Origin of the sequence: Stenotrophomonas tumulicola (genome assembly GCF_014117215.1) — a bacterium.
In the GTDB taxonomy this organism is placed as follows: Bacteria; Pseudomonadota; Gammaproteobacteria; order Xanthomonadales; family Xanthomonadaceae; genus Stenotrophomonas; species Stenotrophomonas tumulicola.
The window spans coordinates 1001986-1023610 of sequence record NZ_JACGXS010000001.1; the positions used below are offsets into that span (position 1 = coordinate 1001986).

The following is a 21625-nucleotide window of genomic DNA, read 5'->3' on the forward strand; positions in this document are numbered from 1 at the left end:
GACGTAAGGAAGGCCCGGGCTATAGTCATGCAACGACCCCTTCCCCATGGGGCATTCGACTTGCTTCAACACGCTTGAGCTCCTCCTCGAAAAGCTCGGGATGCTTGCGCCAGTTATCGGAATCCAGAATTACATGACCATCGTCATCAATGCGTACGTGTTTGATGGAGATAAGATCGTCGTCACGGTACATCTCGATGTAGGTATCCACCGATTCGTTGATCTTACCCAAGGCATCGTCCGGTGCCGCGACGATGGGCTGAAGGCCCAATGCCTTCAGGTACTCAAAGACGGCACGGGTATTCACTGAGTCAATCTTGTCACCCAACTCATCGAAAATTATCAGCGACATGCCGCCTTGATCACCGCGCAACTTTCCCAATGCGCGCGCCATCGACGCTGCAGCAACGATGAAAAGAGGCGCGCGGTGCTCGCCCCCGGAACCCTTGTCCATGCGCTTTGAGAAGTCGGTCACCGTCACACCATTGCTGCGAACGTCAATCTCGAAGTTGAAGAAATTGCGATAGTCCTCCAGAAGCCTGTTGGCCTCTGCATCCTTTCCCTCAAGCATCGCCCTGAACTCAGGAGGAGCATCCACCTGTCCAGAGAAGATATCCCCCTCCGGTCCCGCACCAGCCACCTTCAGTATGAATTTGTACAGCGACTCATGATCTTTATTGAGATTGGTGACGAAGTGATACTTCTCGTTGTTCGAGAATGGCGGCAAGCGCTCCATCGTACTGTTCAGCTCATTGAGCGTGCTGCGCATGCTGGCGAAGTGGTCGCTCAGGCGGGCGGCGATCTGCACCTTGAACGTTTGCTCTGCCGCTTCTGCAGCTTCCGCGGAAAGCACTTGGTAGTGATGGAGCTCGGATTCCTCTAGCCGTTGCTTCTCCTGAGCCATCGTCTCGCACATGGCACCCAAGTCGCCCACCGCGATATCCATCTGCGGATCGAATTGGTTTGCGTATGTAGACATGTCACTTGCCAAGGCCTGCACCTGGGAAGACAGCTGATTGCCACTTCTAACCGTAGCGTCACTAATCTTCGCCACAATCGTATGCAGCGATAGGCCGGAACCATCAAACTCATCGCGTTTTGTTTCGAACCACTCATCACCCACGTATTCATTGCGGCGACTGAGAGCCGCCTTTGAGCAGATTCCGTTGGTTCTATCCGCAAGCTCGTCTAGCCGTCTCTGTGCTTGCCGGAAAGCCTCACCATGAGTTCCGACGTCTCTGCTGCTTTCTTCCAGCTTCGACTGTGCTGCCAGGGCAGCTCGCCTTGCCTCTGTGATGAGCAGCTGACGAGCAAGGAGATCAGGTGCGCTTGCGATCTCTTGCATCGCCGCCTTTGCATCAAGCGCGGATTGCTCCTGAATGTGCGAGTTCAGCCATCTTTCAATGTCCTGGATACGTCCTTCAAGTCCCACCAACTTCTCAAGGGCTTCAACCAACTGGCGCGACCGGTTCGCCTCCTGCTCGCATTCGGCTGCGTTCTGCCCCAAAGTGCTGCGCTGCTGCCGAAGCACCGCCAGGCGATGGCTCGCATCTTGGCGTCCCAACACCAGTTCCGTTGCAGACAAGGGGCGTCGACGGCCGAAATCAGCACGTCCAGCCTGCTCGCCAGTACGGGTGAAGCCCTCTGGGCTATCCGTGGTGACGCGCTCCAATCGCTCCAGCCGGCCGAGTCGAAGACGGATATAGTCCACCGCCACTTGATTGTCACCCGCGATCAGGTGCGCGAGACCCATTGGCGGAACCACACCCATATCCGCCTTCGACTTCACCGGGTTCACCAACAGTACTGAATCCGGCTTTGTATCCCACGGAATCTTGTTGAAAACGGACAAGGCATCCTCAAACTTGCCGCTACGGACAACCAGGGCAGTGCGCGAACGACCAAGGAATCCCTCGATTACGGGTGCCCAGTCGGCATCTGTGACTGTAACCAAATCGCAGACGGGCGTGCACAGAAGTCCTTTGTCTCCAAGTATGTTCACAACTGCTTGGACGGCCGGCGGGAGTTCCGCTTTGCCTTCCTGGATGCGTTTGATCTGCTCGTTAGCGATCCTAAGTTCATTTCCAAGCTTGGACAGCCTCTGCTCGTCATGGTCTAGCTGACGCCGTGCCGACTGGATGATCGGAGCAACCCGCATGCTGGACTCGCGCAATGCTGCCGAGGCCTGCGAAACGTCAAGCACAAGCGCATCGGATACGGATGTACTGGAAACCGCATCAAGAAGCTCAACCCACGGCATCGCCAGATGCTGCCAGCCTCCGAGATCGGGTTTCACGCGGTTGGCCTTCTCGAAGCCCGCCACCACCTCGCGAATGGCCTGGGCCACGTTGGTTTTGATAGGTCTAAGTGATCTCTCTCGTTCGCTGGCCAGGTCACGGGCGGCACTGATCGCCGGATCTGCTGCTGATTGAAGCTCTAGTTCGATGTACACGCCGTTGAGTCGATCATGCTCCGCCTTGGCGCTGTCGACTGCATTCTGCGCTGCCTGATGCCTGTCCCGCGCTTCATGCAGCGTAGTTTGTGCCGCATCAACAGCATCCATGTGTTGTTCACGCTCATAGTCATCCAACAGCGCCCTATAGGTCGCTGCGTGCATCCGAGTCTGAGTAGCCTTATGACCGGCTGCGATCAAGCTTTTGACGTTCTCAAGCCTGTCCAGTGTTTCCAGAACCTTGGCTTGAAGCGAGCGCAGATTGTCGAGCTGGGAGCGGAAGTTCTTGAGCTCGATAGGATAGGCATCGACAATGTAATTTCGAACAAAGCTGCTGGTGTCAGGAACTTTCTGCAGATTAAGCGCATTCTTCATCGCTCGCCGAAAAGCTCTCGGGTCGATGCTGCCCCCTCCTTTGGGGCGCAAGGCGAACAACATTGCTTCAACCTGCTTCTCCGCCGACGGAGGCACTGCGAGCCTACCATTCACGCGACTGACTGCGTCCTCCATCAGCTTATTGAACGTTCCCCAGGCCAACGGCAAAAGTTCCGCCTCGGCGTTCGCTTCAAGATGATCATCTAACGCGAGCGCAACCCCTTGGACCACATAGCGCCCGTAGACGTGCAGCTTTGGGTCGCCCACTGACGCGCCCAGGGCCAGGCCAACCGAAACCGGCGGCAATTCGCCCTCAGTGTCGCGAAACACCATGGTCAAATAGGACGTCGCATTCTCACGAATATGCTCGTCACCGCGATAGTAGCCGAGGCAGTATTCGCGCACTGAACGCCCTCGAGTGCCTGATACCCCCCCTGACTGCGCATTGAGATCGATTTGATTCTGATCCCCTCCGTACAAGACGATCTGCATCGCATCCAGAATCGCAGATTTTCCAGATCCGTTAGGCGCCACAATGCCTGTTGCAGGGCTAAAGCTCAGGGTTTCGGCACGGAATAGGAAAAACTGTACCAAGTGAAATTTCTCAAGCAGATACATCGCCATCCTCCGTGACTTCATTCATTGCGTCGAAAGTAGCCGCATCCCCCTCACCTGCCACTTCCTTACGGAAGGATTCCAGATGGCTCAAGTATTCCTTCCGCAGCAGATCTCCGATCGCGGGATGGATGCGAACCTTCGCGAGCTGATTCCGTACATCGTCCTTGTCCTCAAAGGCAGCAATCCCCCAGCGCTTGAACTTGGTCATCAAAGAGCGGAAGTCCCCAGGCGAGGGAAAGTCCCTGCCCGTTTCCTTCTCGTAGTGCTCTTGCAAGTCAGGCAAATCGACGAAAGTTTCGCCATTTGGCTCTTCGCGCCCCTCGAAACGGACGCGATGATGAACGCCGGCGAGCACCAACAGCAGCAGGGTTTCGTCCTTGCTGGCTCGCTGTTGGGTCAGTACGTGCACGGGCCGCGCCACGATGTACTGGTAGTTGGTGTCGTGCAACAGCTCGATGCCAAGGGGACGAACTGCCTGCTCAAAGTCATTGATATTTCGGCTGACAATGCCGTAATCCTTCCGGGTCGCCCGGTCAGAGGCGGACAAGACCTGATGGGTTACTAGCCGATAGGCCGCCTGCTCGTAGTCCTGCTCTTCGTACATAGTGTCGCGGCTAAGCGCCTTTTCCCAGTGGCGTGCCATGTCATTTCACCTTGGTGATGTAGAAGTCCGGCATGTCCAAATACGGCCCGGCAATTCGTTCATCACCGGCGCTTTGGAAGCGATATCCAGGTAGTCGCTTTGAAATTCCTTCATGGTGCTTCTTTCCGAGGCCTGTCATTGCTTCCTGTGCGTAGGTGGACAGCGTCTGCACCATTCGAAATTGCTTGATACCGGTGATGGGAAGCTGAGACGCCCGGATCTGCCTACCTCCTCCCATGACACCCTGCAAGTACACCCTCACCTCTGTTGGCATGGCGGTACGCGCATCACGCGCACGCCTGTGCAGGTTCATCCGCGCCTCCTGCTCGGCTGTCATCTGCCGCGGAGAATCCGCGGTCCTGGGAATGGGCGGACGGGCGATGCGTGGTTGAAACAGGAGTTCACCGGAAAGCAATGCTCCGGGCCCAACGGGCATGGAGGCGTCGAAGTTCTCCGCAGCATTGACTCCGGCGATAGCCTTTTTGATCCGTCTCTCGAGCTGGCCCGGCGCGCGAAGCTGGTACTCGATCATGGCCAGCATGCGACGCTCGATATGGCGCTGATCCTGGCCCAAGCGATCGAAGTAGTCTTGCAGACGATAGACATTGCTCAATCGCCTGATCGCCTTCTCATAGACAGCCTCAGCCGTGCCTTTATCACCTTTGTAGCGTCGCTCGGCCAACCACACGATGATCCGTTCCCGATGATCCCCGTAATGGATTTCCTGAGTTAGGCTCAACACCTGCGCCTTTCGTGCGAGGGGGTGATCGGCGCCAGCCAAGTCCGCATAGTCAGCCATGACGTGCTTGGAAATGTAGTCTTCAAACAACCGACGGATAGCCGCCCCGGGGGTCGCGGACTTGAATATCTCGCGCTGCAGGGTACGCACGTTCAGACTCATGGCGGCAATCCCGGACAGAAGCGCATGGGCGCTGTCGCCGGCGTTTACGAAGTCGTCACCGTAGACATTGCTTGCAGGATCAAGCACCCGACGTAATGTGTCTTCAATGGAACGCATCTTCGCGCCCACCATCGCCGGCGTGTCTTCTGTGAAGACCTGCAAGGTGGCAAGGAAACGGCTTACCACAGCAGTCATGGACAGAGTGCGCGTGAGTCCCACCTGCTCTTCTTCGAACCAGCCATTCTCCGTGAGATGGCTCAAGTACATGTTGGCGCGAATGTTGAGCGGAGTGAGCTGGCCTACCCCCTCTTCTGCCTGCCAAGCGTCATCGTGTTCGAGGTAGTTCTCGATGAACTGCGTCAACTGCCGCCGTTCCCAGCCGGTCGCCGGGGGAACCTCAGCCTCTGGCCCGAAGAATTCTTCGTACAGACCCAAGAGCAGCCGCCAGTAGTTCTCCCGATTTGCCGAGGCCAATGGGCGAAAGAGTTGCGATGGCAGTACCTCAAACAGAGAGCTGGACACTGTGCAACTCCACAGAAGTTGGGCTATCTACTTCACATTAGCATAAACGCTAACATATCATAAACGCTAACTTAGCATCAATGCTAAGCTGCGTGTCATCTGACCCCGGCCCAGCCCCATGCCCCGCCCCCGCCCCAATCCAAACAAAAGTCCGGAAACACTTCGAGCCATCGAAACGCTGCTCCTCTGGGAGGGGCAAGTCACCAATGAGCGAGTACGCCAAGTGTTTGATCTGCATATCACCACGGTAAGTCGATTGCTAACCCAATATGCTGAACTCAATGGAGGCGGCCTTGAGTACCGAAGCCATGTGCGCGGATACGTGGCGATGTCTGGCTTCAGACCCCTCCTAACCGAAGGGCTGATCGAAGAGTACCTTGCGTTTGAGCGCCCCCAGGAAGCTACAGGCTTTATCGAGAGCTCCCAGCTTATCCTCGGCGGCGTTGAACGACGCCACTTCGCACTGCTTAATCGTGCCTGCAGAGAGGGCAAGGGGCTCGTTGGCGAGCACCGGTCCATGCGCAACCCAGCACCTCGCACCAAACGACTGTTCCCTCATGCGCTGGTGCAGGCAGGCAGGCGCTGGCATGTTCGCGCATTTGTCATCGCCGAGGACGAGGCGGAAGCCGGACGCTTCCTGGACCTGTCTATAAATCGGCTGAGCGGCTTGAAACAGCTGGCTGATCCTCGGCCAGAGCGGGCCGAGCCTAGCCAGGACGCCGCCTGGCAGACACAGGTAGAGCTGTCGATCGTCCCCCATCCGCATCTGACACCAGATCAGAAGGATATGGTGCGTATCGAGTATTTCGGAGGTAAGGCAGCCTACAGGTTAAGAACCCGTGCCGCACTACTCCAATACCGACTACATGAACTGCGCTGCGCCACCGATGCAGAGAAGGAGCCGCCGAACGAATTTCACCTCTGCGTCGACGATCCAACCGCGATCCAACCGTGGCTATTTGGCGAGCTGAATTAGCGGATGGCATGATCGTAGCCAAACTTGAGGCCCGGCACGGATACCGCGCTACCCCTGCCTGGGTAGCTACCCTACATAGGAACCGTATCAGATGGACGCCATTGGCATTCAAAGCCAATTCTCCGTCTGTACCTCAATGATCAGGTCGATGAGCCGTGCCCTCGTGTCCCTATCGATCGAGCGCCAAATGCAAACTACCGCCCCAGCTGCGGCATGGTCCGGGGCATTCAACTCTAGCCCTTCGCTTACTCGGCATTGAGGTGACCAATCCCTACCTAGGCGATTACTGATTGCCCACTTCATAAACTCATGGCACTCTGGGTTGGCATCATTCTGGTCACAGGGGGCCAGGTATGGGCAGTCTGCATCAAATCCACAGTCGCAACGGCCGTATCGGTGCCGGAACCGATACGAAGCCAGAGGATATCGACGCTATCGTCACGGCGCTTCGTAAGGACGGGCGTGGTCATTTGCTGCTTTACTTTCACGGGGGCCTGGTCGACAAGGCCGCGGGTATCGGTATTGCCCAGCGACTTGAGGGGCGCTTTTCTCAATCGGCCTATCCGGTTTTTTCCGTGTGGGAGTCGGGTTTCGTTGAAACGATCCGCAACAACCTGCGCGAGCTGCCGGATGAGCCGGTATTCAAGAATCTGGTGCGCAAGGCGCTAGAGTACGCGCTCCGCCGCTTGGGAGGTAGCAACGGCGCCCGGACCATCACGCCGGGCAACGTCGATGCAGGGAAGGTCCGCCAGGCAGTTGATACATATTGGAGCGATCCCAGTCGCAATCACGTGCCCTACCGTGATTTCAAACCTGTAGTGGGGCCCTCAGGTGCGCGTGCGGCGAGTGCGCTGATCGACGACGCCGAGATCGAAGCCGACTTGCAAACCGACAGCGAGTTTGTGGTCGCCATGCAAACCCTGCCAACCGCGTTAGACGAAGCACGCGATGCATTCATCGGGGGCGGAGCGAGCGTTCGAGATACCCCGTTCTCGCAGGCGGTATCAACGCAGGTCGCCGGGGTCGAGGGAGGCCGCGGGTTGATCGTCTGGTTCAAAGTTTCCCTTCTGGTGAAGCGCATCCTGCAGGGTGTTCTGCGTCGGTACGCGGATCAACGCGATCACGGCCTGTATGCAACGGTCGTAGAGGAAGTGTTGCGTGGTGTTCATTTTGGTGGCAGTGGACTCAATGAATGGGGCAAGGCACTCCAGTGGAACCGCATGAAGCAGGACTCACTCGATGCGTTCGGCGACGGCTCCGACCTGTATGCCGGAACTGCGCTGCTGGAGCGGCTGCGTGCCGCCCATGCCTCTGAAGGGCTGCTATCGAGGATCACTCTAGTCGGCCACAGCACTGGCGCCGTCTACATCGCCAATTGGCTTGACAAGGCATCAGAGCTTCTGCCGGCCGAGATTGCATTCGACGTCGTGTTCCTGGCGCCCGCCATCACCTACGAGCGCTTTGCCGCCACGATCACCCAACATGGCGATCGCATCCGTCACTTCCGCTTGTTTGGCATGCGCGATGAATTCGAACGGGACGATCAGGTCGTCGGAGACGACTCTAAATTTCCCAATGGGCAGGACTGGAAGCGCTTCATCTATCCCAGCTCCCTCCTCTATCTGGTGTCGGGTGTCCTCGAATCGCGCCCAAATTCCGACGGAACGCTCGTCGACGAACCGGACATGCCGCTGCTGGGCATGGAACGCTTCTTCGCTTGGCACCACATCTACTCAGATAGCAAGTTTCCCGAAATAGGTGCAGTCCGCGCGTGGCTCGGAGCTGCACCGAACCGTACGATCTGGTCCAAGTCCCAAGGACAGACAGCAGGCTTGAACAGCACAAGCATTGATCACGGAGCTTTCGACGACGACGAAGATACGCTGCTCAGCGTTGAGAGCCTCCTCGGCGGATGGTGACATCTTCGAGAGCACGCCAAAGGTGCCCTTGTGTACGCAACAGGGAGAGATGTGGACATGCCGCGAGATGATCACTACGCGATCGTGCTGACAATTAACCGTTATCCCGGCCTGAGTGACCTCCATGGACCTGAGAACGATGGCGAAGAGTTCCGGCAATGGCTCCTCGATCCGGAGTACGGCGACCTGGACACCCGACGTATCCAAGTCATACGGTCGCAGGATTATGGCGTGGCAGCGACCCCGGACGACGCAAACCCGACCGAGAAGGAGCTCAAGAAGGCGCTTAATCTATGGCTGCGCACCCCGAACGGATGGCATGACCGCATTGGACAGCGCTTGTATCTGTTCTTCGCCGGACACGGGTTCACAGCCGGTTCGGCGATTCACGACCCGGCACTATTCTCGGCCGTCGCGCAAAACGGCGACACGGCGCATATCGCCGTCCTGCGTTATGCGTCGAAAATCGCCAACGCGGGTTTCTTTGATGAAATCATCCTGGTAACGGACTGCTGCCAGGACGTACTCAAGGCGAGCCAGGTGCTCGAGCCGACTTGGACCCCGCCGGACCGGCAACGAACGGCACACGTCCGATTGTTCCAGGCGTATGGAGCGCCGCGGGGACGTCAGTCCTTTGAGCGCAACATTGGCCCGGCCGGGCAGTCTCGCGGCCTGTTCACTAGCGTCCTACTGGACGCGCTGCGCAGCGCACCGCCTGACGCCGACGGATGGGTGACGGATCGCGCCGTCGCGGACTACTTCCAGGTGCTATGGGCCGATCGCTACGAACAGGAAACCGGATACACGCCACCACTGACTCCCGCAACGAAGCGGATTCGAATATATCAGCGCCCGGCGTCGGCGCCAGCTTCCGCGCTCCCACGCCGGGTTGCCGTCGACCTGAGCCGCATCATTGCTAAATTCGCGGCCATCGACCGGCAACCGGATCCTGACATCTCACCTTACCCACCCGCGCCGCCCACCGACATGACGCCAAATGGGCAGCTACGCAGTAGCCAGCTTCGCCAGCTCGAGCATCCCATCGTGGAGCTGACCCCGGGTCTGCATCTCGTCGTTACACCAGGGAATCTACCCGACGTCGCCTTCGAGGTTCCCTACCCGGTGCTGCCAGCTGCAGGCAACACCCCTCCCGTTGCTGCACCTATCGACATGCCCGCTTTGCGAACCGACGAGGTTGCAGCGCAGCCGGTGGTGTTGAGGACGGACAATCCCAACGCGCAGATCACGGTGCTCGATGCTAGCTACGCTCGTGTCAGCATCGGTACGGGAGTGGTCTCGCTGTCCTTAGCTCCGGGACTCTACAAAGCCCTGGTGCACGTCGGGGCCGAATCGGCGCAATCGCTGTTCGTTGTTGCGGATGCGCCCCTCGACCAGCGGTTGCCCGGGCCCGAATTTTCCGCGGCTGCGCCCGTCATCGGCACGTCAACCACGCACCAAAATCAGTCCCTTCATGCCGCTGAATACTCGATGATTCCGACGGAGCCAAGCCGCGATCTCAGCGAAATCGGTGAGGTCTTTGTCTTCGCGCGCGACTCCAGTTTCAGTCCCGACGGCTCTCTAAACCCCGCGCCACCGTGGCGGCAGTGGCACCTCAGTTCCCTTGTAGGGGCAACCTTGGAGGAGCGCCTCATCCACAGTGGTACGGACGACAGGCTCGGCTACGCCTACCTCAAATTAGCAGCAACAGCTGGCAGCCTCGCACTGCGAACGGCCAGCCCTTGGGACGAGTCGAATGAAGACGGACTGGTCGTCCCGGTGATTAAGGGGTGGCGTACCGAGATCTACCTTGACTGTACCTCAGCTCCGCCAACCCCTCCGATGGTGGACACTCAGGGCGCACGAATGCTCGACTTGGCGACTGCCTCCATCCATCTGGTCCGGATGGGAAGTGCGTCACTGCTGTTCGATCCGATCGGGCTTGCGACGGAGGCGGCGCGAGCGCAGCTTACAGTCGGCCGGGAGGTGGCGGTGCCATCAACCGAGCAAGCAATGGCCAGCCCGATGTGGGCCTTGTACGCGGCCCTCGCTGCCTTCCAGCGGGGCGGGCAGCACATCGATACCGTTGGACAATGCGTTGCAGCCGTTCCTAAGGAAATCAGGGAGGGTCTATCCGATTTTGCGGTGCTCGCGCAATGGCTAGGCCTATCGAACGTGGCCCATCCGCTCCGTAACCCACCCGCGCTGGCGGCCTCATGGAGCCTTGCCTCAAAGCTGGAGGCGCGAGGCGGACTGGCCTCCGAACTGTTCGAGGAGATCGGCCAATGGCGGTCCGGTGGGAGTCTATGGACTCTCTGGCAGCGTTCAGTTGATGACCGCTGGTTGTTGCGAAATCGGCTTTCTGACCAGGCTATGGGCACTCTGAAGGGTAATGCACAGGGGATTGACGACGCGGCAACCCCGCAAGTGCTCGCCCCCGCCTGGTCACTGGACACCTGGGTTCCGGTCGAAGACGGCCTGAGGTGTCCTAATCCCACCCATAGCCCCTTCCAGCAAGCACTCCGTCGGCGTCTTCTGGATGCGCTGGCTGAGCGCCACACCGATGCCGACAGCGGCGCCTTCACCACTGTGTCGCTGCCACCCGAGTCCGATGTCTTCGCCTTGGCAGCGGAGCTCATGCTGTCGCCGATATACGCCATGGCCGCCTATAGCAAGCTGTATGCGGAAGCCCGCCGCCAATCCGACCTGGGCCCTCTCATCGAGTGGGTAACGGTGAACGGAGATGAACCCGACCCAGACTCGACAGCCACCAAGTCGAAGCGCAGCACTCACCTGCAATCAATGGACGACTACTGAGAGGCGAATCGTAAGCGCGGCCTTCACGCGAACCCCATCCAAGTATTCTTAGCGGTGTCTAGGCAAAGTTGTCCCAAGTCACTGCCGACCTGCGTTGCCAGCCCGAAGCGGTTATAGGTCAAGAATCTAGATGAGGTGCGACGCCCGGCCTACAGGATGACATCCTCCCGCGTGTTAGGCGGCTCTCAAGTAGCGCCATTTCTTGGTGGTCCTTGTGCCTTCGCTGTGGCAGTTTGCGATTCGGACCTCACACTACTCACATAGAATGCTGAAATGCCGGTAAGCGCCAATCTCGCCTACGACCTTCTCAAGACCGTGAGCAAACTGGAATTCCAGCTCCGACGGCACGGGGACTTCTTCCGGAAAGACCGGACGGGGCAACCGACGTCCGACGTGGCTTGGCGCAAGGTGCAAGAGCGCGTCCGAAAGTTGGGCGACGATTTCGCGTCAGAGGTTCCTGAGTCGGCGCGTGCGCGCCTTCTCTGTCAACGCGATGAGCGCCCCATGAAGCAGATGATTATTGAAGAGAACGGGAACTTGGTGGCCCGCTTTTGCCCCTGCCCATTGGATGCCGAATCGGATGCGGTCGCGCTGGTGGAAGCCATGCGGCAAGTCCGCAACAACCTCTTCCATGGTGGCAAAGAAGATTCGGAAGTGGATCCGTACGAAGAAGACAACGATTGGGTCTACGCCGCGACGCAGGTTGCGATTGCTCTCCAGCATGCGTTGTCTAACGGACGGCTCGACAATCGCGAATGAAACCACCTCACGAAACTCTCGGGACGGCCCTAGGCCGTTGACGAGCGTGCAGCAAGGGGCGACGCGGCGATTGGCATAGCGCTAGCTAAGGCGAGGGGTGCCGACTAAACGCAGCATTGGCCGGGGGCATTCATGGTAGGTCGGTCACATCAGATCCGTAATTCTGAGATCATCTGGGTCCGATCTTCTGAACCAGGCACGCTTGCGCGCCAAAGGCCGATGCTCGAATGATCGCGCACCTCGTCGAACTATCTCTCGCCCAAGGAGCTCAATAGCTGACTGCTTCCATGATCCTCTGGATGTAGTGACTAGTACGACCTTTTTCCCAGGGAACATGTTGCTCCTAACAAACTCCCAAGCCGGCGGCGCTGGGCAACCACGCCAGATGGGTGTTCCCAAATAGATAGCGTCATAGGGAGCTAGATCCATCCACGCGGGATTTATCCACGCGTCATCAAGACCCCCATCAGCCATAGCATTCACCCACCCGGCCAAGCCCAATGAGTAGTCAAATGCTTCGACAGCACGCAGATCGGCGTGTAACTGGTTCGCCAGATAACTAGAGGCTAAGGCGGTGTGCCCAGAGCGAGAGTAGTAGACCACCAGGGCATCGGGTAAAGGAGATCTCGATGGGGCCGGCGCCTTTAGCTTCTGAAGTTTCTCCAGCCTTCGTCGCGCTGCCCACACGACACAGCAATCAATCACCTTGATCCCAGCGGCAAGCGCGACGATGACTACGACGAGCTTGGTGATTAGCATCATTCAGTACTCTCCATCATGCACTCCCGCGTTACTTCTGTAGTCGCTCTGCGAGGTACTGCACTCAAGGACATTGCATGGTCGAACACCCGCGATCGTCGCCACCTACTATAGCGAGCGGCTAATAGTGAAGCTTCCGAACACCGGCGACTGGCGCTGGCCATAGAACTCCCGGGTGCTGTGGTAACGCGCCATTGCGAATCTCCAGCGCCCGCGCATCACCGCGATGCCGTAGCCGCCTTGGGCGACCACGTGGCGCTTGTCCACGCTGTGGCTGTTGCGGAAGGTATTGCCGTCCAGAGTGATGTCGCGGATTACCCATGCCGCGTCGGTGGTCGCAAACAAGTGCCAGGACCAGCCGCTGAGGCGGCCACCACGGGTCGGCGCGGTGTTCTCGCCGGCCGGGCGCAGCGGCGTGCTGCCGAAGTCGTCGGGCAGCTTCCAGCCGAAGCGCACTTCGCCACCGGCGTTGGCCTTGGTTTCCAGGTTGCCGATCGCACCGCCATAGTGACTGATCGCATCCCAGCCCCAGCCGCCGGCATTGACACTGGCATCGGCCGGCCAGCGGCGCATGCGCTCGTGGGTCAGCATGAACACCGGCTCGTTGTGCAGCTGGTTGTCCCAACCCTTGAACTTCTCGTCCCCTAGCGCGTCGTGCACGGCGTTCTGCACCTGCCTGCCCTGGGCCCAGGGCCCGACCACGCCCACGGCCAGCTGGGTGGTCTGCAGGCGGTCGCCGCTGCGTGCGTTGAAGCCGAAGCTGGCCAGCAGCACGCCGGCATACGGCCGGTCATCCTCGATCAGGTCGCGGCGGGTCGGGTCGGTGGGGGTGAAGATGGCCTGGCCGATGCTGAAGATCATGTTCTGCTGCTCGAACCTGCCGGGGTGCAGGCCTTCCAGGTACTGGTTCACCCAGCGCGCCATGCGCGGCAGGCACGGGTCGGCGGTGTAGTCGACCAGGTTCGGCGAGACCAGGGTCAGCTGCGCGCCGTTGGTATAGCCCTGGTCTTGGTGGCGGCCACCGAACAGGTCGTTGTCGACGCGGAAGCTGATCTGCGGCGGGTGATCGCGCATCGCGTCCGGGCCACATTGTTCGGCCGCCTGGGCCACCGGGGCTCGGGCAGCGGCCAGGAACACGAGTGCCGCCATCACAGACAACCGACTAAGCGCCAGTCTTTTCATGGGCTTGCTGCCATTTGACTCAATGTGAGGTTCAATTGAAGATCTAATGCGCTGTCGCAGTAGACCCGGAGGAAGGGGTTTGAGCCATACACCAGGCCATCAGCCGGCCGCACGCCAATTGCTTTCAAAGGCGGCGCATCCCTGCAGCAGTATCTAGCGCTCTTGGGCTCGCCAAGACGTTCGCCTGAGCAAGAGATCGTCCAGGCCCTCCCCTAGTGCCGCAACAGCCGGCGCCCCAGGTACTGACCTAGACTGAAGGGCACGTCACCTCGCTGCGAAGCAACGTCAGCCGCTCAAGATGGACGTTTCAGAATCACAGTCAGTTTGTTGATCTCTGACTGAGAGAATGGCCACCCCGCCAGCAACTCCGCATCATGTGAGGTGGGGCATATGCGCTCAGCGGGCTCGCCAGATGCGTCCAGGAATGACTCCGGTCGCAGCGAGTTTTGTGGAAGGCTCCCAATCGCAGGGCTAGCCTCCGTGCTGAGCACGGAGGCACCACCGCACTAGCTACTTACGCCGACCTATCCACGCCGAAATGGAGCTACGAAGCAATCTAATGGCCCAGACTGCGACAACCGACGCTCCGATGAGGCCTGTGACTGAGTCCAGCCACGTCACGTCCCAGATCATCCCCACGACAAGTGCAGTAATTGCGAGTGCCGTTACAGCGGTGTCCGTAGCGACGTGAAGATAGGCCGCACGAAGATTGGGACTCCTGCGCGCATCGGCCCCCTTCTCGTCAGCATGGCGCTCATGCGGAACGTGGCAGTGATCAACCGCAGCACCTTCGCGATGGTAGGCAGAATGTAGCCACCGCGCTGAGAATATATTTGTAATCAAACCCGCAACGGCGATGGCAAGCGCTTCTGAGTACTGAACAGCCTCTGGCGCATGGAGACGCTCCGTCGATTCATAGGCCATCGAAGCGGCAATCCAAAGCATGATCATCGCGCTTACGCTCGCCGCGATGAGCTCAACCGCTAGCACCCGAGCCGCGCGCTCTGGGCGGCTCTGATTCCGCTCAGCGTACCAAGCGATAGAAAGTGCGAACAGGAGTACCAGCACGTGAGAGCTCATGTGCCAGCCATCTGCGAGAAGAGCCATCGAGTTGAAGGCCCATCCTCCAGCAATTTCGACGGACATCATGACCGCAGTGAGAGTCGCGGCCTTCGTAATTGCCCGTGCGTTGCCGGTGCTCTGTACGCCCTGCAGAGTCCGCTCGTGCATTGCGTTGGGGGGAAGCAAGGACATGGTCGAAGACTCCAGGCTCTGAGCGAAAATGTATACGCCGGTGGCGTACTGTCAGGAAGTACCGCCCCTTGCATGCAAGGGGCGGCATTTACACTGCTTAGGAGAGAACGCCGCTGAGTCGTGCAGCATGCGCGGACAGCGCATCCATGAGCGGCGGGTTCAACACGTCGTACGGCTCCAGGGACAGAGCCTTCAGGCGGCTACGGACGCCGTCCATCTGTTCCGGCCTTGCGCCGCCGCCTTCGATGATCGAAGACACGAATGCGGCGAAGCGCGGTTCTTCCCAGCCCTTCTGTTCGGACAGTTCAACGTGAATGAAGTCCAGGCCGTAGAAGGCATGGGACTTGTTCTCGATGCGGCCAAACATGTGGACACCGCAGTCCTTGCACGCGTGGCGCTGGATGGTCGCAGCCGGATCGACAATCGCCAGCTTGTCGGCATTCGCCGTGATCGAAACGGTATCGCGGGGAACGACACCGACCACGGAGAAGATGGCGCCTTCCGGCTTCCAGCACTTGGTGCAACCACAGGCATGGTTGTGGGCCACATTGCTTGCGACGGAGATCTCAACCGGCTTGTCAGAGCACAGGCACTTCAGCGTGCCGCCCTTGAAGCCGGCGGTTCCGGCAACGACGCCGGAATCGACCGAGGGATGGATAGTTTGGTGTTGCATGGACTTAAACTCCTATTGTTGGAAGTGCAGCACCGGTTGCCCGGTGCTGCGGTGCATCAGTAGTTGATGACAGTACGAATGGACTTGCCTTCGTGCATGAGTTCGAAGGCTTCGTTGATTGCTTCCAGGCCCATCGTATGGGTCACGAACGGAGCCAGATCGATCTCACCCCGCATGGCGTCTTCGACCATGCCAGGCAGCTGGCTACGGCCCTTCACACCACCGAAGGCGCTGCCAATCCAGCGACGACCGGTCACGAGCTGGAACGGACGGGTGGAGATCTCCTGACCAGCACCGGCCACACCGATGACAACGCTCTGGCCCCAGCCGCGGTGTGCACACTCCAGCGCCGAACGCATCACATTGACGTTGCCGATGCACTCGAAGCTGTGATCGACGCCCCAGCCGGTCATCTCAACGATGACTTCTTGAACCGGACGGTCGTAATCCTTCGGGTTCACGAATTCGGTTGCGCCGAACTGCTTGGCCAACTCGAACTTGGACGGGTTGGTGTCCACTGCGATGATGCGACCAGCCTTCGCCTGACGAGCACCCTGGATCACCGCCAGGCCGATGCCACCGAGGCCGAACACGGCCACGCTGTCACCTTCCTGCACCTTGGCCGTGTTGTGCACCGCACCAATGCCAGTGGTGACACCGCAACCGAGCAGGCAGACGTGCTCCGGATTCGCTTCCGGATTGATCTTGGCCAGAGAGACTTCGGCCACGACGGTGTACTCGCTGAAGGTCGAGCAGCCCATGTAGTGATACAGCGGCTGGCCGTTGTAGCTGAAGCGGCTGGTGCCATCAGGCATCACACCCTTACCCTGGGTGGCGCGTACGGCAACGCACAGGTTGGTCTTGCCGCTCTTGCAGAACAGACACTCACCGCATTCTGCGGTGTACAGCGGGATGACGTGATCGCCGGGCTTCACACTGGTCACGCCCTCGCCCACTTCGACAACGATGCCGGCGCCTTCATGGCCCAGCACCACCGGGAACAGGCCTTCAGGGTCATTGCCCGACAGGGTGAATGCGTCGGTATGGCAGACACCAGTGCTGGTGATCTTCACCAGTACTTCGCCCTTCTTCGGCGGAGCAACATCGATTTCGACGATCTCGAGCGGTTGACCGGGACCGAATGCAACGGCTGCACGGGATTTCATGTGAGTTCTCCTTGGGTGTAACGAGATAAGTGCGACAACGGTCTTTGGGGCGAGCTTGATCAGTGGTACATCGGGCGCGCCGCCCCTGGCGCCGGCTCTAGAACGCGTTTCAATCAGGTCGAATGCGCCTACAGCATTCTTCTTGGCGAGCTGTTGGGACCAAGTATTGGACTTCGATGGATTGCTGTATATGGAACAGATTGGATTTCATAATTCCTTGCGTTGGAATTGTTGACTCGCAGCTCCGCCCCTCAGCTCGCCCGCATCAATGCAACTTGAGGCGAGGCTCCGTACTCCGTCCCAATGCGTCTGCCAGCATGCGCGCAACCACCCGGCGTGTACCGAACAGGCTCCTCTGGTGCATGCGATACAGTGAGATGTAGAACATCCTGGCCAGCCAGCCCTCGACCTTGAATGACCCCATGAGGTTACCCATCAGCGTGCCAACGGCGCCCTCCCTCGACAGGGACACCAGCGATCCATAGTCTCGATAGGTGAAGCTGGGCAGCGGGCGTCCCTCGATACGGCGGGTAATCGCCTGCGCAAGGAAGTGAGCCTGCTGATGAGCGGCCTGTGCCCTGGGGGGAACGTTTGTACCGCTGTGTCCATTCGGGCAGGCTGCACAATCCCCGAATGCGAAGATGTTCGGATCCTGCGTTGTCTGCAGCGTTTCAGATACCTCGAGCTGGTTGATGCGATTGGTCTTTAGGTTCCCGAGGGATGCAAGGAAGACGGGAGCACGGATGCCCGCCGCCCATACCTTCAGCCTCGCAGCAACCTTGATGCCATTGGCGAGTTGCAGGCCCTCTTCATCCACTAGGGTCACAGCCGAGCCACACATGACACGAACGCCTTCATGTACAAGTCGCTCGGCGACCGGCAGGCTCACGCGCTCTGGCAGAGCTGGCAGCACTCGCGGACCAGCCTCGATAAGCGTGATTTTCAGATTCTCGGGAGAGATCTTGTCCAGCCCATAAGCGCTAAATTGCCTTGCAGCATCACGCAGCTCGGCCGCCAGCTCGACACCGGTGGCGCCGGCGCCGACGATCGCAACCTCCAGTGTTTCTGACTTGCCGCGCGCTTGCGCGCCCATGTACTCGCTCAGCAGCCGCTTCTGGAAAGCAATGGCGGCATCGGGATCGTCCAGGAACAGGCAATGATCCGCTGCACCGGGAGTTCCAAAGTCGTTCGTTCCGCTACCCACGCTGATCACCAGGGTGTCGTAGGAGATCGAGCGACGGGGCGCAATAACGTTGCCCTCCTCATCGTACAGTGGGGCAAGCTCGATCTTTCTGGACTTCTGATCCAAACCCGTCATCCGCCCCAACTGAAACTGGAAGTGATTCCAGCTAGCCTGGGCGAGATAGTTGAGCTCACTTTCTGCGGCATCCAACGCGCCTGAGGCAACCTCGTGAAGAAGTGGCTTCCACAGATGCGTCATCCGAGCATCGACAAGAGTGACTTTTGCTCGCCCTGAGCGCCCGAGCTTCCGGCCCAGCTGCGTAGCCAGCTCCAGCCCTCCGGCCCCACCACCAACAATGACAATACGATGCATTTTGATTCCCCAGGTATTTGAGTTGCCAGCGACGCCCACGAGCACTTCATGGCCCAGGCATCTAGACGTTGGTTAGTTCAGGACCTCAACGGAATGGAAGCGGAGCTGACCATCCCAATCCTTGTCGACGGCTACCTGCGCTCGTGCACGGCTTGCTTCGAGCGCTGCGAAGTCAATGTCAGCAATCGCCCACTCCTGATCGTCGGAGGTCGCTGCGAGCACGCCGTCACTGGGGAAGCCATGGTCCATCGGTGAGAGGATCATTGCCTCACCGGTGTTGACATCAAGCGCTTCACTCCAGTCGGCGACGCCAGCGGTGACCGCCTTTGCCACGAACATCCGATTCTCAAGCGCTCGCGCTCGGCACCCAACATCGACACGGGTGGCACCGGCGTCGGTGTCGGTGCAACTTGGCACCAACAGCAAGCGCACCCCTGCCTCCTGCTGGAGGCGAACAGGAAGCGGAAATTCGCTGTCATAGCAAACCGCAATCCCGACACGCTTTCCGTCCTGCTCAAACGCCGCGATGCGATCGCCAGGCTCGATGACAACTGCCTGCTTCTCGAAGCCAGTAAGCTGAAGCTTGTCCTGCCATCCGCTGCGACCATCAGCTGTGAACCACCAGGCACGGTTGCGATACATCCCATGGGATGTTGCGGTGAGGAACGTTCCTGCCTGGATGGTCATTCCCAGTTCGACAGCCAAGGTGCTATAGAGCTCACACCATGCGCTCTGATAGATCTGGAGCGACTCCAGGGTGGACCTCAGGCTAAGCTGAAGAGCTTCTGGAAGAGTCGAACCCAGTTCCAGCGACAGGTATTCCGGAAGTACTGCAAGCTCAACTCCTTGTTCCCGTGCGTCATTCAGAATTCGGCGCTGGCGCGCAGCGAACTCGGCAAAGGTCTTCGGACGACCGATCACGTACTTAGCTGCTGCAATCTTCATGTAACGTCCTCCAAGGAACGGAGCCAAAGTGAAAGTGTCTGCTCGGTTTCGTGCGTGGCCCCATGCTGCCGCCAAGGAAGAGCGACCTTCATCGCGCTCTGTTGTGCATACCCACGGCGAGTCCAGAAGCCTTCATTGCTTCGATATCCAGGTGGCCTAAGCGGATCAGTCTCCGACCGAACCACCGACGCGAAAGAAGACCACTTGAAGCCCTTTCGTCGGGCTTGCTCCTCTCTTCGATCAAAGAAGACGTGGCCCAAGCCAGCTCCTCTGTACTCCGGCCTCAGTACGGACTCCCCGCAGTAGAAGACTTCTTCTGGCCGGGGACCGTGCTCCTGGAAGGGACGAATGAAAGCGGCATCGGCGCTCAACAAAGGAAGGCCAGTCGATGCACCTACAACGTCCCTTCCATCCCTGGCCAGGACAACGATGCCCCCGTCAGACGTCGCATAATTGCGGAGGTAGTGACGCTCATAGTCCATGTCTCCTTCGTACAGGTAGGGATAGCTACTGAATATCTCGATCCGCAACTGAGCGACGCGATCGAGCCAGTCCTCGATTTCGGTGCCGACCAGTACCTCTACTCGCACGTTGGTAGCCATTTCAGGGCGCCTTGTGGACCTGGGAAATCCAGTCCTCCAGGTTGTAGTAGTTGGTGACGCGCGCAATCTTTCCATCACGGATGTCAAAGAACGCGCCACCGGGAAGAACATAGATCTGCCCTGCCGCTGCAGGGAGACCTTCGTCCGTGTGGTGGTAGAGTCCGTGCACCACGTACTCCGCGCCGGCACGCGCACCATCGCTGCTGTACATCACCACGATGTCGTGAAGCTGCTCGCTGTAGCAGGAATCCATGCGGCTCAGGAACGCGCGGAATGCGTCGATCCCTACTTCGCGACTCCCCTGATTTAGATCGTGCACAACGTCATCAGTGAGCATCGAGAGCATCGCGTCGCGATCACCGCGGTTGAATGCCTGGTAGTACTCTTCGATGTAGTTGAACTTGCTCATCAGGTTCTCCGGTCAGGTGAGGGTGTGGAGGAATTCTGGAGACCTGAAGAATTGTTGTATATGGAATTGATAGGATTTCATAATTCCCTGAAATGGAATAATATGAGCCCAACGACCATGGGGGCCTTGAGATGAACAGCGAGCTGGATCTTCTAAAGACGTTTAGGGCCGCGGCTGAGGCGCCGAGCTTTCGTGAGGCCGCTGTTCGACTGGGAAGCTCTCCTCAGGCCATCACCCGAGCGATACAGGCCCTTGAAAGTCATTACGGGGAGCTGTTGTTCCACCGAAGCACACGCCAGGTTCGCATCACGGCCTTTGGGGAGGATCTCTTACATCAGCTGCGGCCGGCGCTTGAGGGCTTAGACAAGCTGTGGCGCCCGCGAACCAAGGCGACGGCCTCACAGATTGTGGGCACAGTCCGAATTAGTGCCCCTCACAGCATGGGCTCCAGGGCAGTTCTTGCCGCCTTGGATACAGTGACCCAAAGTCACCCGGGAATTGTCTTGGACGTTCGCTTAAGCGATCGGGTTGCAGACGCTGTCGATGAAGGGATCGATGTCGGAATCCGCGTCGGCTTCATGCGTGATAGCAGATTCATTGCGAAGAAGGCAGGAGAGATGCGACTGCACATCGTTGGCTCCCCCGCACTTGTAGAGAGAATCGGAGCACCAGCGGAGACTAGCGAGCTCTCGCGGTTTCCACTGGTTGCATCGGTGGACATCAATACAGGCAGGCCCTGGCGCTGGTACCTGGCTGGAGGCGTACAGGTGGCGCCGACAGCACCGGTCTTCATTGCAGACAATGCCGACATGGAGATGGCAGGGGTCATTGCGGGCTTGGGGTTTGCCCAACTTGCTGATTACATGGCTGCCCCACTCATTCAGTCAGGTGTTCTGCAGCGTGTGATGGAAGAATTCGATCCTGCGCCGTGGGGCTTGTACGTCTATCGGCCTCAACGCGGCCCAGTCTCACCTCGCGTCAGAGTAGTTTTCGATGCACTCCATTCCGCCGTCGGAGCACTACCAAGCCTTACGCAGATGGCGCCCTCCCCCACCTCGGCCCTAACGCCATCCAAAGCAGGGAAGCGCTAATGCCGAGTCG

At 59.0% G+C, this 21625-nt stretch carries 17 protein-coding genes; 5 read left to right on the top strand and 12 right to left on the bottom strand.

Annotated elements, in window-relative coordinates; genetic code table 11:
- Positions 1–25: 25 nt before the first annotated feature.
- The 3 genes from H4O11_RS04535 to H4O11_RS04545 are packed head-to-tail and all read right to left on the bottom strand — an operon-like array spanning position 26 to position 5511.
- Positions 26–3445 (bottom strand): SbcC/MukB-like Walker B domain-containing protein, encoded by a 3420-nt coding sequence (locus H4O11_RS04535; RefSeq protein ID WP_158704768.1) that lies wholly within the window; start codon positions 3443–3445, stop codon positions 26–28.
- A complete protein-coding gene (locus tag H4O11_RS04540) occupies positions 3432–4088 on the bottom strand; it encodes a DUF4194 domain-containing protein (protein WP_017354467.1) in 657 nt (218 codons plus the stop codon). The genes H4O11_RS04535 and H4O11_RS04540 overlap by 14 nt, the downstream gene beginning before the upstream one ends.
- A 1-nt stretch (position 4089) precedes the next feature.
- Positions 4090–5511 (bottom strand): Wadjet anti-phage system protein JetA family protein, encoded by a 1422-nt coding sequence (locus H4O11_RS04545; protein WP_049400904.1) that lies wholly within the window; start codon positions 5509–5511, stop codon positions 4090–4092.
- Between the two features lie 118 nt (positions 5512–5629).
- Here H4O11_RS04545 and H4O11_RS04550 point away from each other — a divergent pair, with 118 nt between their 5' ends.
- The 4 genes from H4O11_RS04550 (at position 5630) to H4O11_RS04565 (ending at position 11979) form a co-directional block, all read left to right on the top strand.
- Positions 5630–6487, top strand: coding sequence for a BrxR family helix-turn-helix transcriptional regulator (locus tag H4O11_RS04550; protein ID WP_146027645.1), 858 nt, complete (start codon positions 5630–5632; stop codon positions 6485–6487).
- Positions 6488–6840: 353 nt separating this feature from the next.
- On the top strand, positions 6841–8406 hold the full coding sequence (locus H4O11_RS04555) for a hypothetical protein (protein WP_017354470.1): 1566 nt from the start codon (positions 6841–6843) through the stop codon (positions 8404–8406).
- A gap of 57 nt (positions 8407–8463) precedes the next feature.
- On the top strand, positions 8464–11220 hold the full coding sequence (locus tag H4O11_RS04560; RefSeq protein ID WP_017354471.1) for a caspase family protein: 2757 nt from the start codon (positions 8464–8466) through the stop codon (positions 11218–11220).
- A gap of 273 nt (positions 11221–11493) precedes the next feature.
- On the top strand, positions 11494–11979 hold the full coding sequence (locus tag H4O11_RS04565; protein WP_017354472.1) for a hypothetical protein: 486 nt from the start codon (positions 11494–11496) through the stop codon (positions 11977–11979).
- A 144-nt stretch (positions 11980–12123) separates the two neighbouring features.
- Here the strand turns inward: H4O11_RS04565 and H4O11_RS19535 are convergent, their stop codons facing one another.
- From H4O11_RS19535 to H4O11_RS04600, 9 genes are all read right to left on the bottom strand, one after another.
- Positions 12124–12741 (bottom strand): flavodoxin family protein, encoded by a 618-nt coding sequence (locus H4O11_RS19535; protein ID WP_080355009.1) that lies wholly within the window; start codon positions 12739–12741, stop codon positions 12124–12126.
- Positions 12742–12846: 105 nt separating this feature from the next.
- Positions 12847–13887 carry a lipid A deacylase LpxR family protein gene (locus tag H4O11_RS04570; protein WP_017354473.1) on the bottom strand — a complete coding sequence of 347 codons (1041 nt, stop codon included), beginning with the start codon at positions 13885–13887 and terminating at the stop codon, positions 12847–12849.
- 543 nt (positions 13888–14430) lie between these two features.
- On the bottom strand, positions 14431–15174 hold the full coding sequence (locus H4O11_RS04575) for a cation diffusion facilitator family transporter (protein ID WP_049400906.1): 744 nt from the start codon (positions 15172–15174) through the stop codon (positions 14431–14433).
- Positions 15175–15271: 97 nt separating this feature from the next.
- Complete coding sequence (gene gfa / locus H4O11_RS04580; protein WP_005413334.1) at positions 15272–15847, bottom strand: S-(hydroxymethyl)glutathione synthase; 576 nt, start codon at positions 15845–15847, stop codon at positions 15272–15274.
- Positions 15848–15903: 56 nt separating this feature from the next.
- A complete protein-coding gene (locus H4O11_RS04585; protein WP_005413335.1) occupies positions 15904–17013 on the bottom strand; it encodes an S-(hydroxymethyl)glutathione dehydrogenase/class III alcohol dehydrogenase in 1110 nt (369 codons plus the stop codon).
- A gap of 265 nt (positions 17014–17278) precedes the next feature.
- Positions 17279–18568 carry an NAD(P)/FAD-dependent oxidoreductase gene (locus tag H4O11_RS04590; RefSeq protein ID WP_037590709.1) on the bottom strand — a complete coding sequence of 430 codons (1290 nt, stop codon included), beginning with the start codon at positions 18566–18568 and terminating at the stop codon, positions 17279–17281.
- Positions 18569–18640: 72 nt separating this feature from the next.
- Entirely contained in the window at positions 18641–19513 is an 873-nt protein-coding gene (locus H4O11_RS04595) for a carbon-nitrogen hydrolase family protein (RefSeq protein ID WP_017354476.1), read from the bottom strand.
- Positions 19510–20115 (bottom strand): GNAT family N-acetyltransferase, encoded by a 606-nt coding sequence (locus tag H4O11_RS19320; RefSeq protein ID WP_017354477.1) that lies wholly within the window; start codon positions 20113–20115, stop codon positions 19510–19512. The genes H4O11_RS04595 and H4O11_RS19320 overlap by 4 nt, the downstream gene beginning before the upstream one ends.
- A gap of 1 nt (position 20116) precedes the next feature.
- Positions 20117–20524: a ketosteroid isomerase-related protein gene (locus H4O11_RS04600; protein ID WP_017354478.1), complete on the bottom strand. Its 408-nt coding sequence runs from the start codon at positions 20522–20524 to the stop codon at positions 20117–20119.
- A gap of 131 nt (positions 20525–20655) precedes the next feature.
- On the opposite strand from H4O11_RS04600, the gene H4O11_RS04605 reads away from it, so the two are divergent.
- Entirely contained in the window at positions 20656–21615 is a 960-nt protein-coding gene (locus H4O11_RS04605) for a LysR family transcriptional regulator (RefSeq protein ID WP_182338201.1), read from the top strand.
- The last annotated feature ends 10 nt before the right edge of the window (positions 21616–21625 follow it).

Excerpts from the sequence above, each read along its gene's own strand:
- H4O11_RS04600 (WP_017354478.1), bottom strand. The coding sequence starts at position 20,524 with ATGAGCAAGTTCAACTACATCGAAGAGTACTACCAGGCATTCAACCGC.
- H4O11_RS04585 (WP_005413335.1), bottom strand. The coding sequence starts at position 17,013 with ATGAAATCCCGTGCAGCCGTTGCATTCGGTCCCGGTCAACCGCTCGAG.
- H4O11_RS19320 (WP_017354477.1), bottom strand. The coding sequence starts at position 20,115 with ATGGCTACCAACGTGCGAGTAGAGGTACTGGTCGGCACCGAAATCGAG.
- H4O11_RS04595 (WP_017354476.1), bottom strand. The coding sequence starts at position 19,513 with ATGAAGATTGCAGCAGCTAAGTACGTGATCGGTCGTCCGAAGACCTTT.
- H4O11_RS19535 (WP_080355009.1), bottom strand. The coding sequence starts at position 12,741 with ATGATGCTAATCACCAAGCTCGTCGTAGTCATCGTCGCGCTTGCCGCT.
- H4O11_RS04575 (WP_049400906.1), bottom strand. The coding sequence starts at position 15,174 with ATGTCCTTGCTTCCCCCCAACGCAATGCACGAGCGGACTCTGCAGGGC.
- H4O11_RS04540 (WP_017354467.1), bottom strand. The coding sequence starts at position 4,088 with ATGGCACGCCACTGGGAAAAGGCGCTTAGCCGCGACACTATGTACGAA.
- H4O11_RS04560 (WP_017354471.1), top strand. The coding sequence starts at position 8,464 with ATGCCGCGAGATGATCACTACGCGATCGTGCTGACAATTAACCGTTAT.
- H4O11_RS04605 (WP_182338201.1), top strand. The coding sequence starts at position 20,656 with ATGAACAGCGAGCTGGATCTTCTAAAGACGTTTAGGGCCGCGGCTGAG.
- gfa (WP_005413334.1), bottom strand. The coding sequence starts at position 15,847 with ATGCAACACCAAACTATCCATCCCTCGGTCGATTCCGGCGTCGTTGCC.
- H4O11_RS04565 (WP_017354472.1), top strand. The coding sequence starts at position 11,494 with ATGCCGGTAAGCGCCAATCTCGCCTACGACCTTCTCAAGACCGTGAGC.
- H4O11_RS04570 (WP_017354473.1), bottom strand. The coding sequence starts at position 13,887 with ATGGCGGCACTCGTGTTCCTGGCCGCTGCCCGAGCCCCGGTGGCCCAG.
- H4O11_RS04555 (WP_017354470.1), top strand. The coding sequence starts at position 6,841 with ATGGGCAGTCTGCATCAAATCCACAGTCGCAACGGCCGTATCGGTGCC.
- H4O11_RS04590 (WP_037590709.1), bottom strand. The coding sequence starts at position 18,568 with ATGCATCGTATTGTCATTGTTGGTGGTGGGGCCGGAGGGCTGGAGCTG.
- H4O11_RS04535 (WP_158704768.1), bottom strand. The coding sequence starts at position 3,445 with ATGTATCTGCTTGAGAAATTTCACTTGGTACAGTTTTTCCTATTCCGT.
- H4O11_RS04550 (WP_146027645.1), top strand. The coding sequence starts at position 5,630 with ATGCCCCGCCCCCGCCCCAATCCAAACAAAAGTCCGGAAACACTTCGA.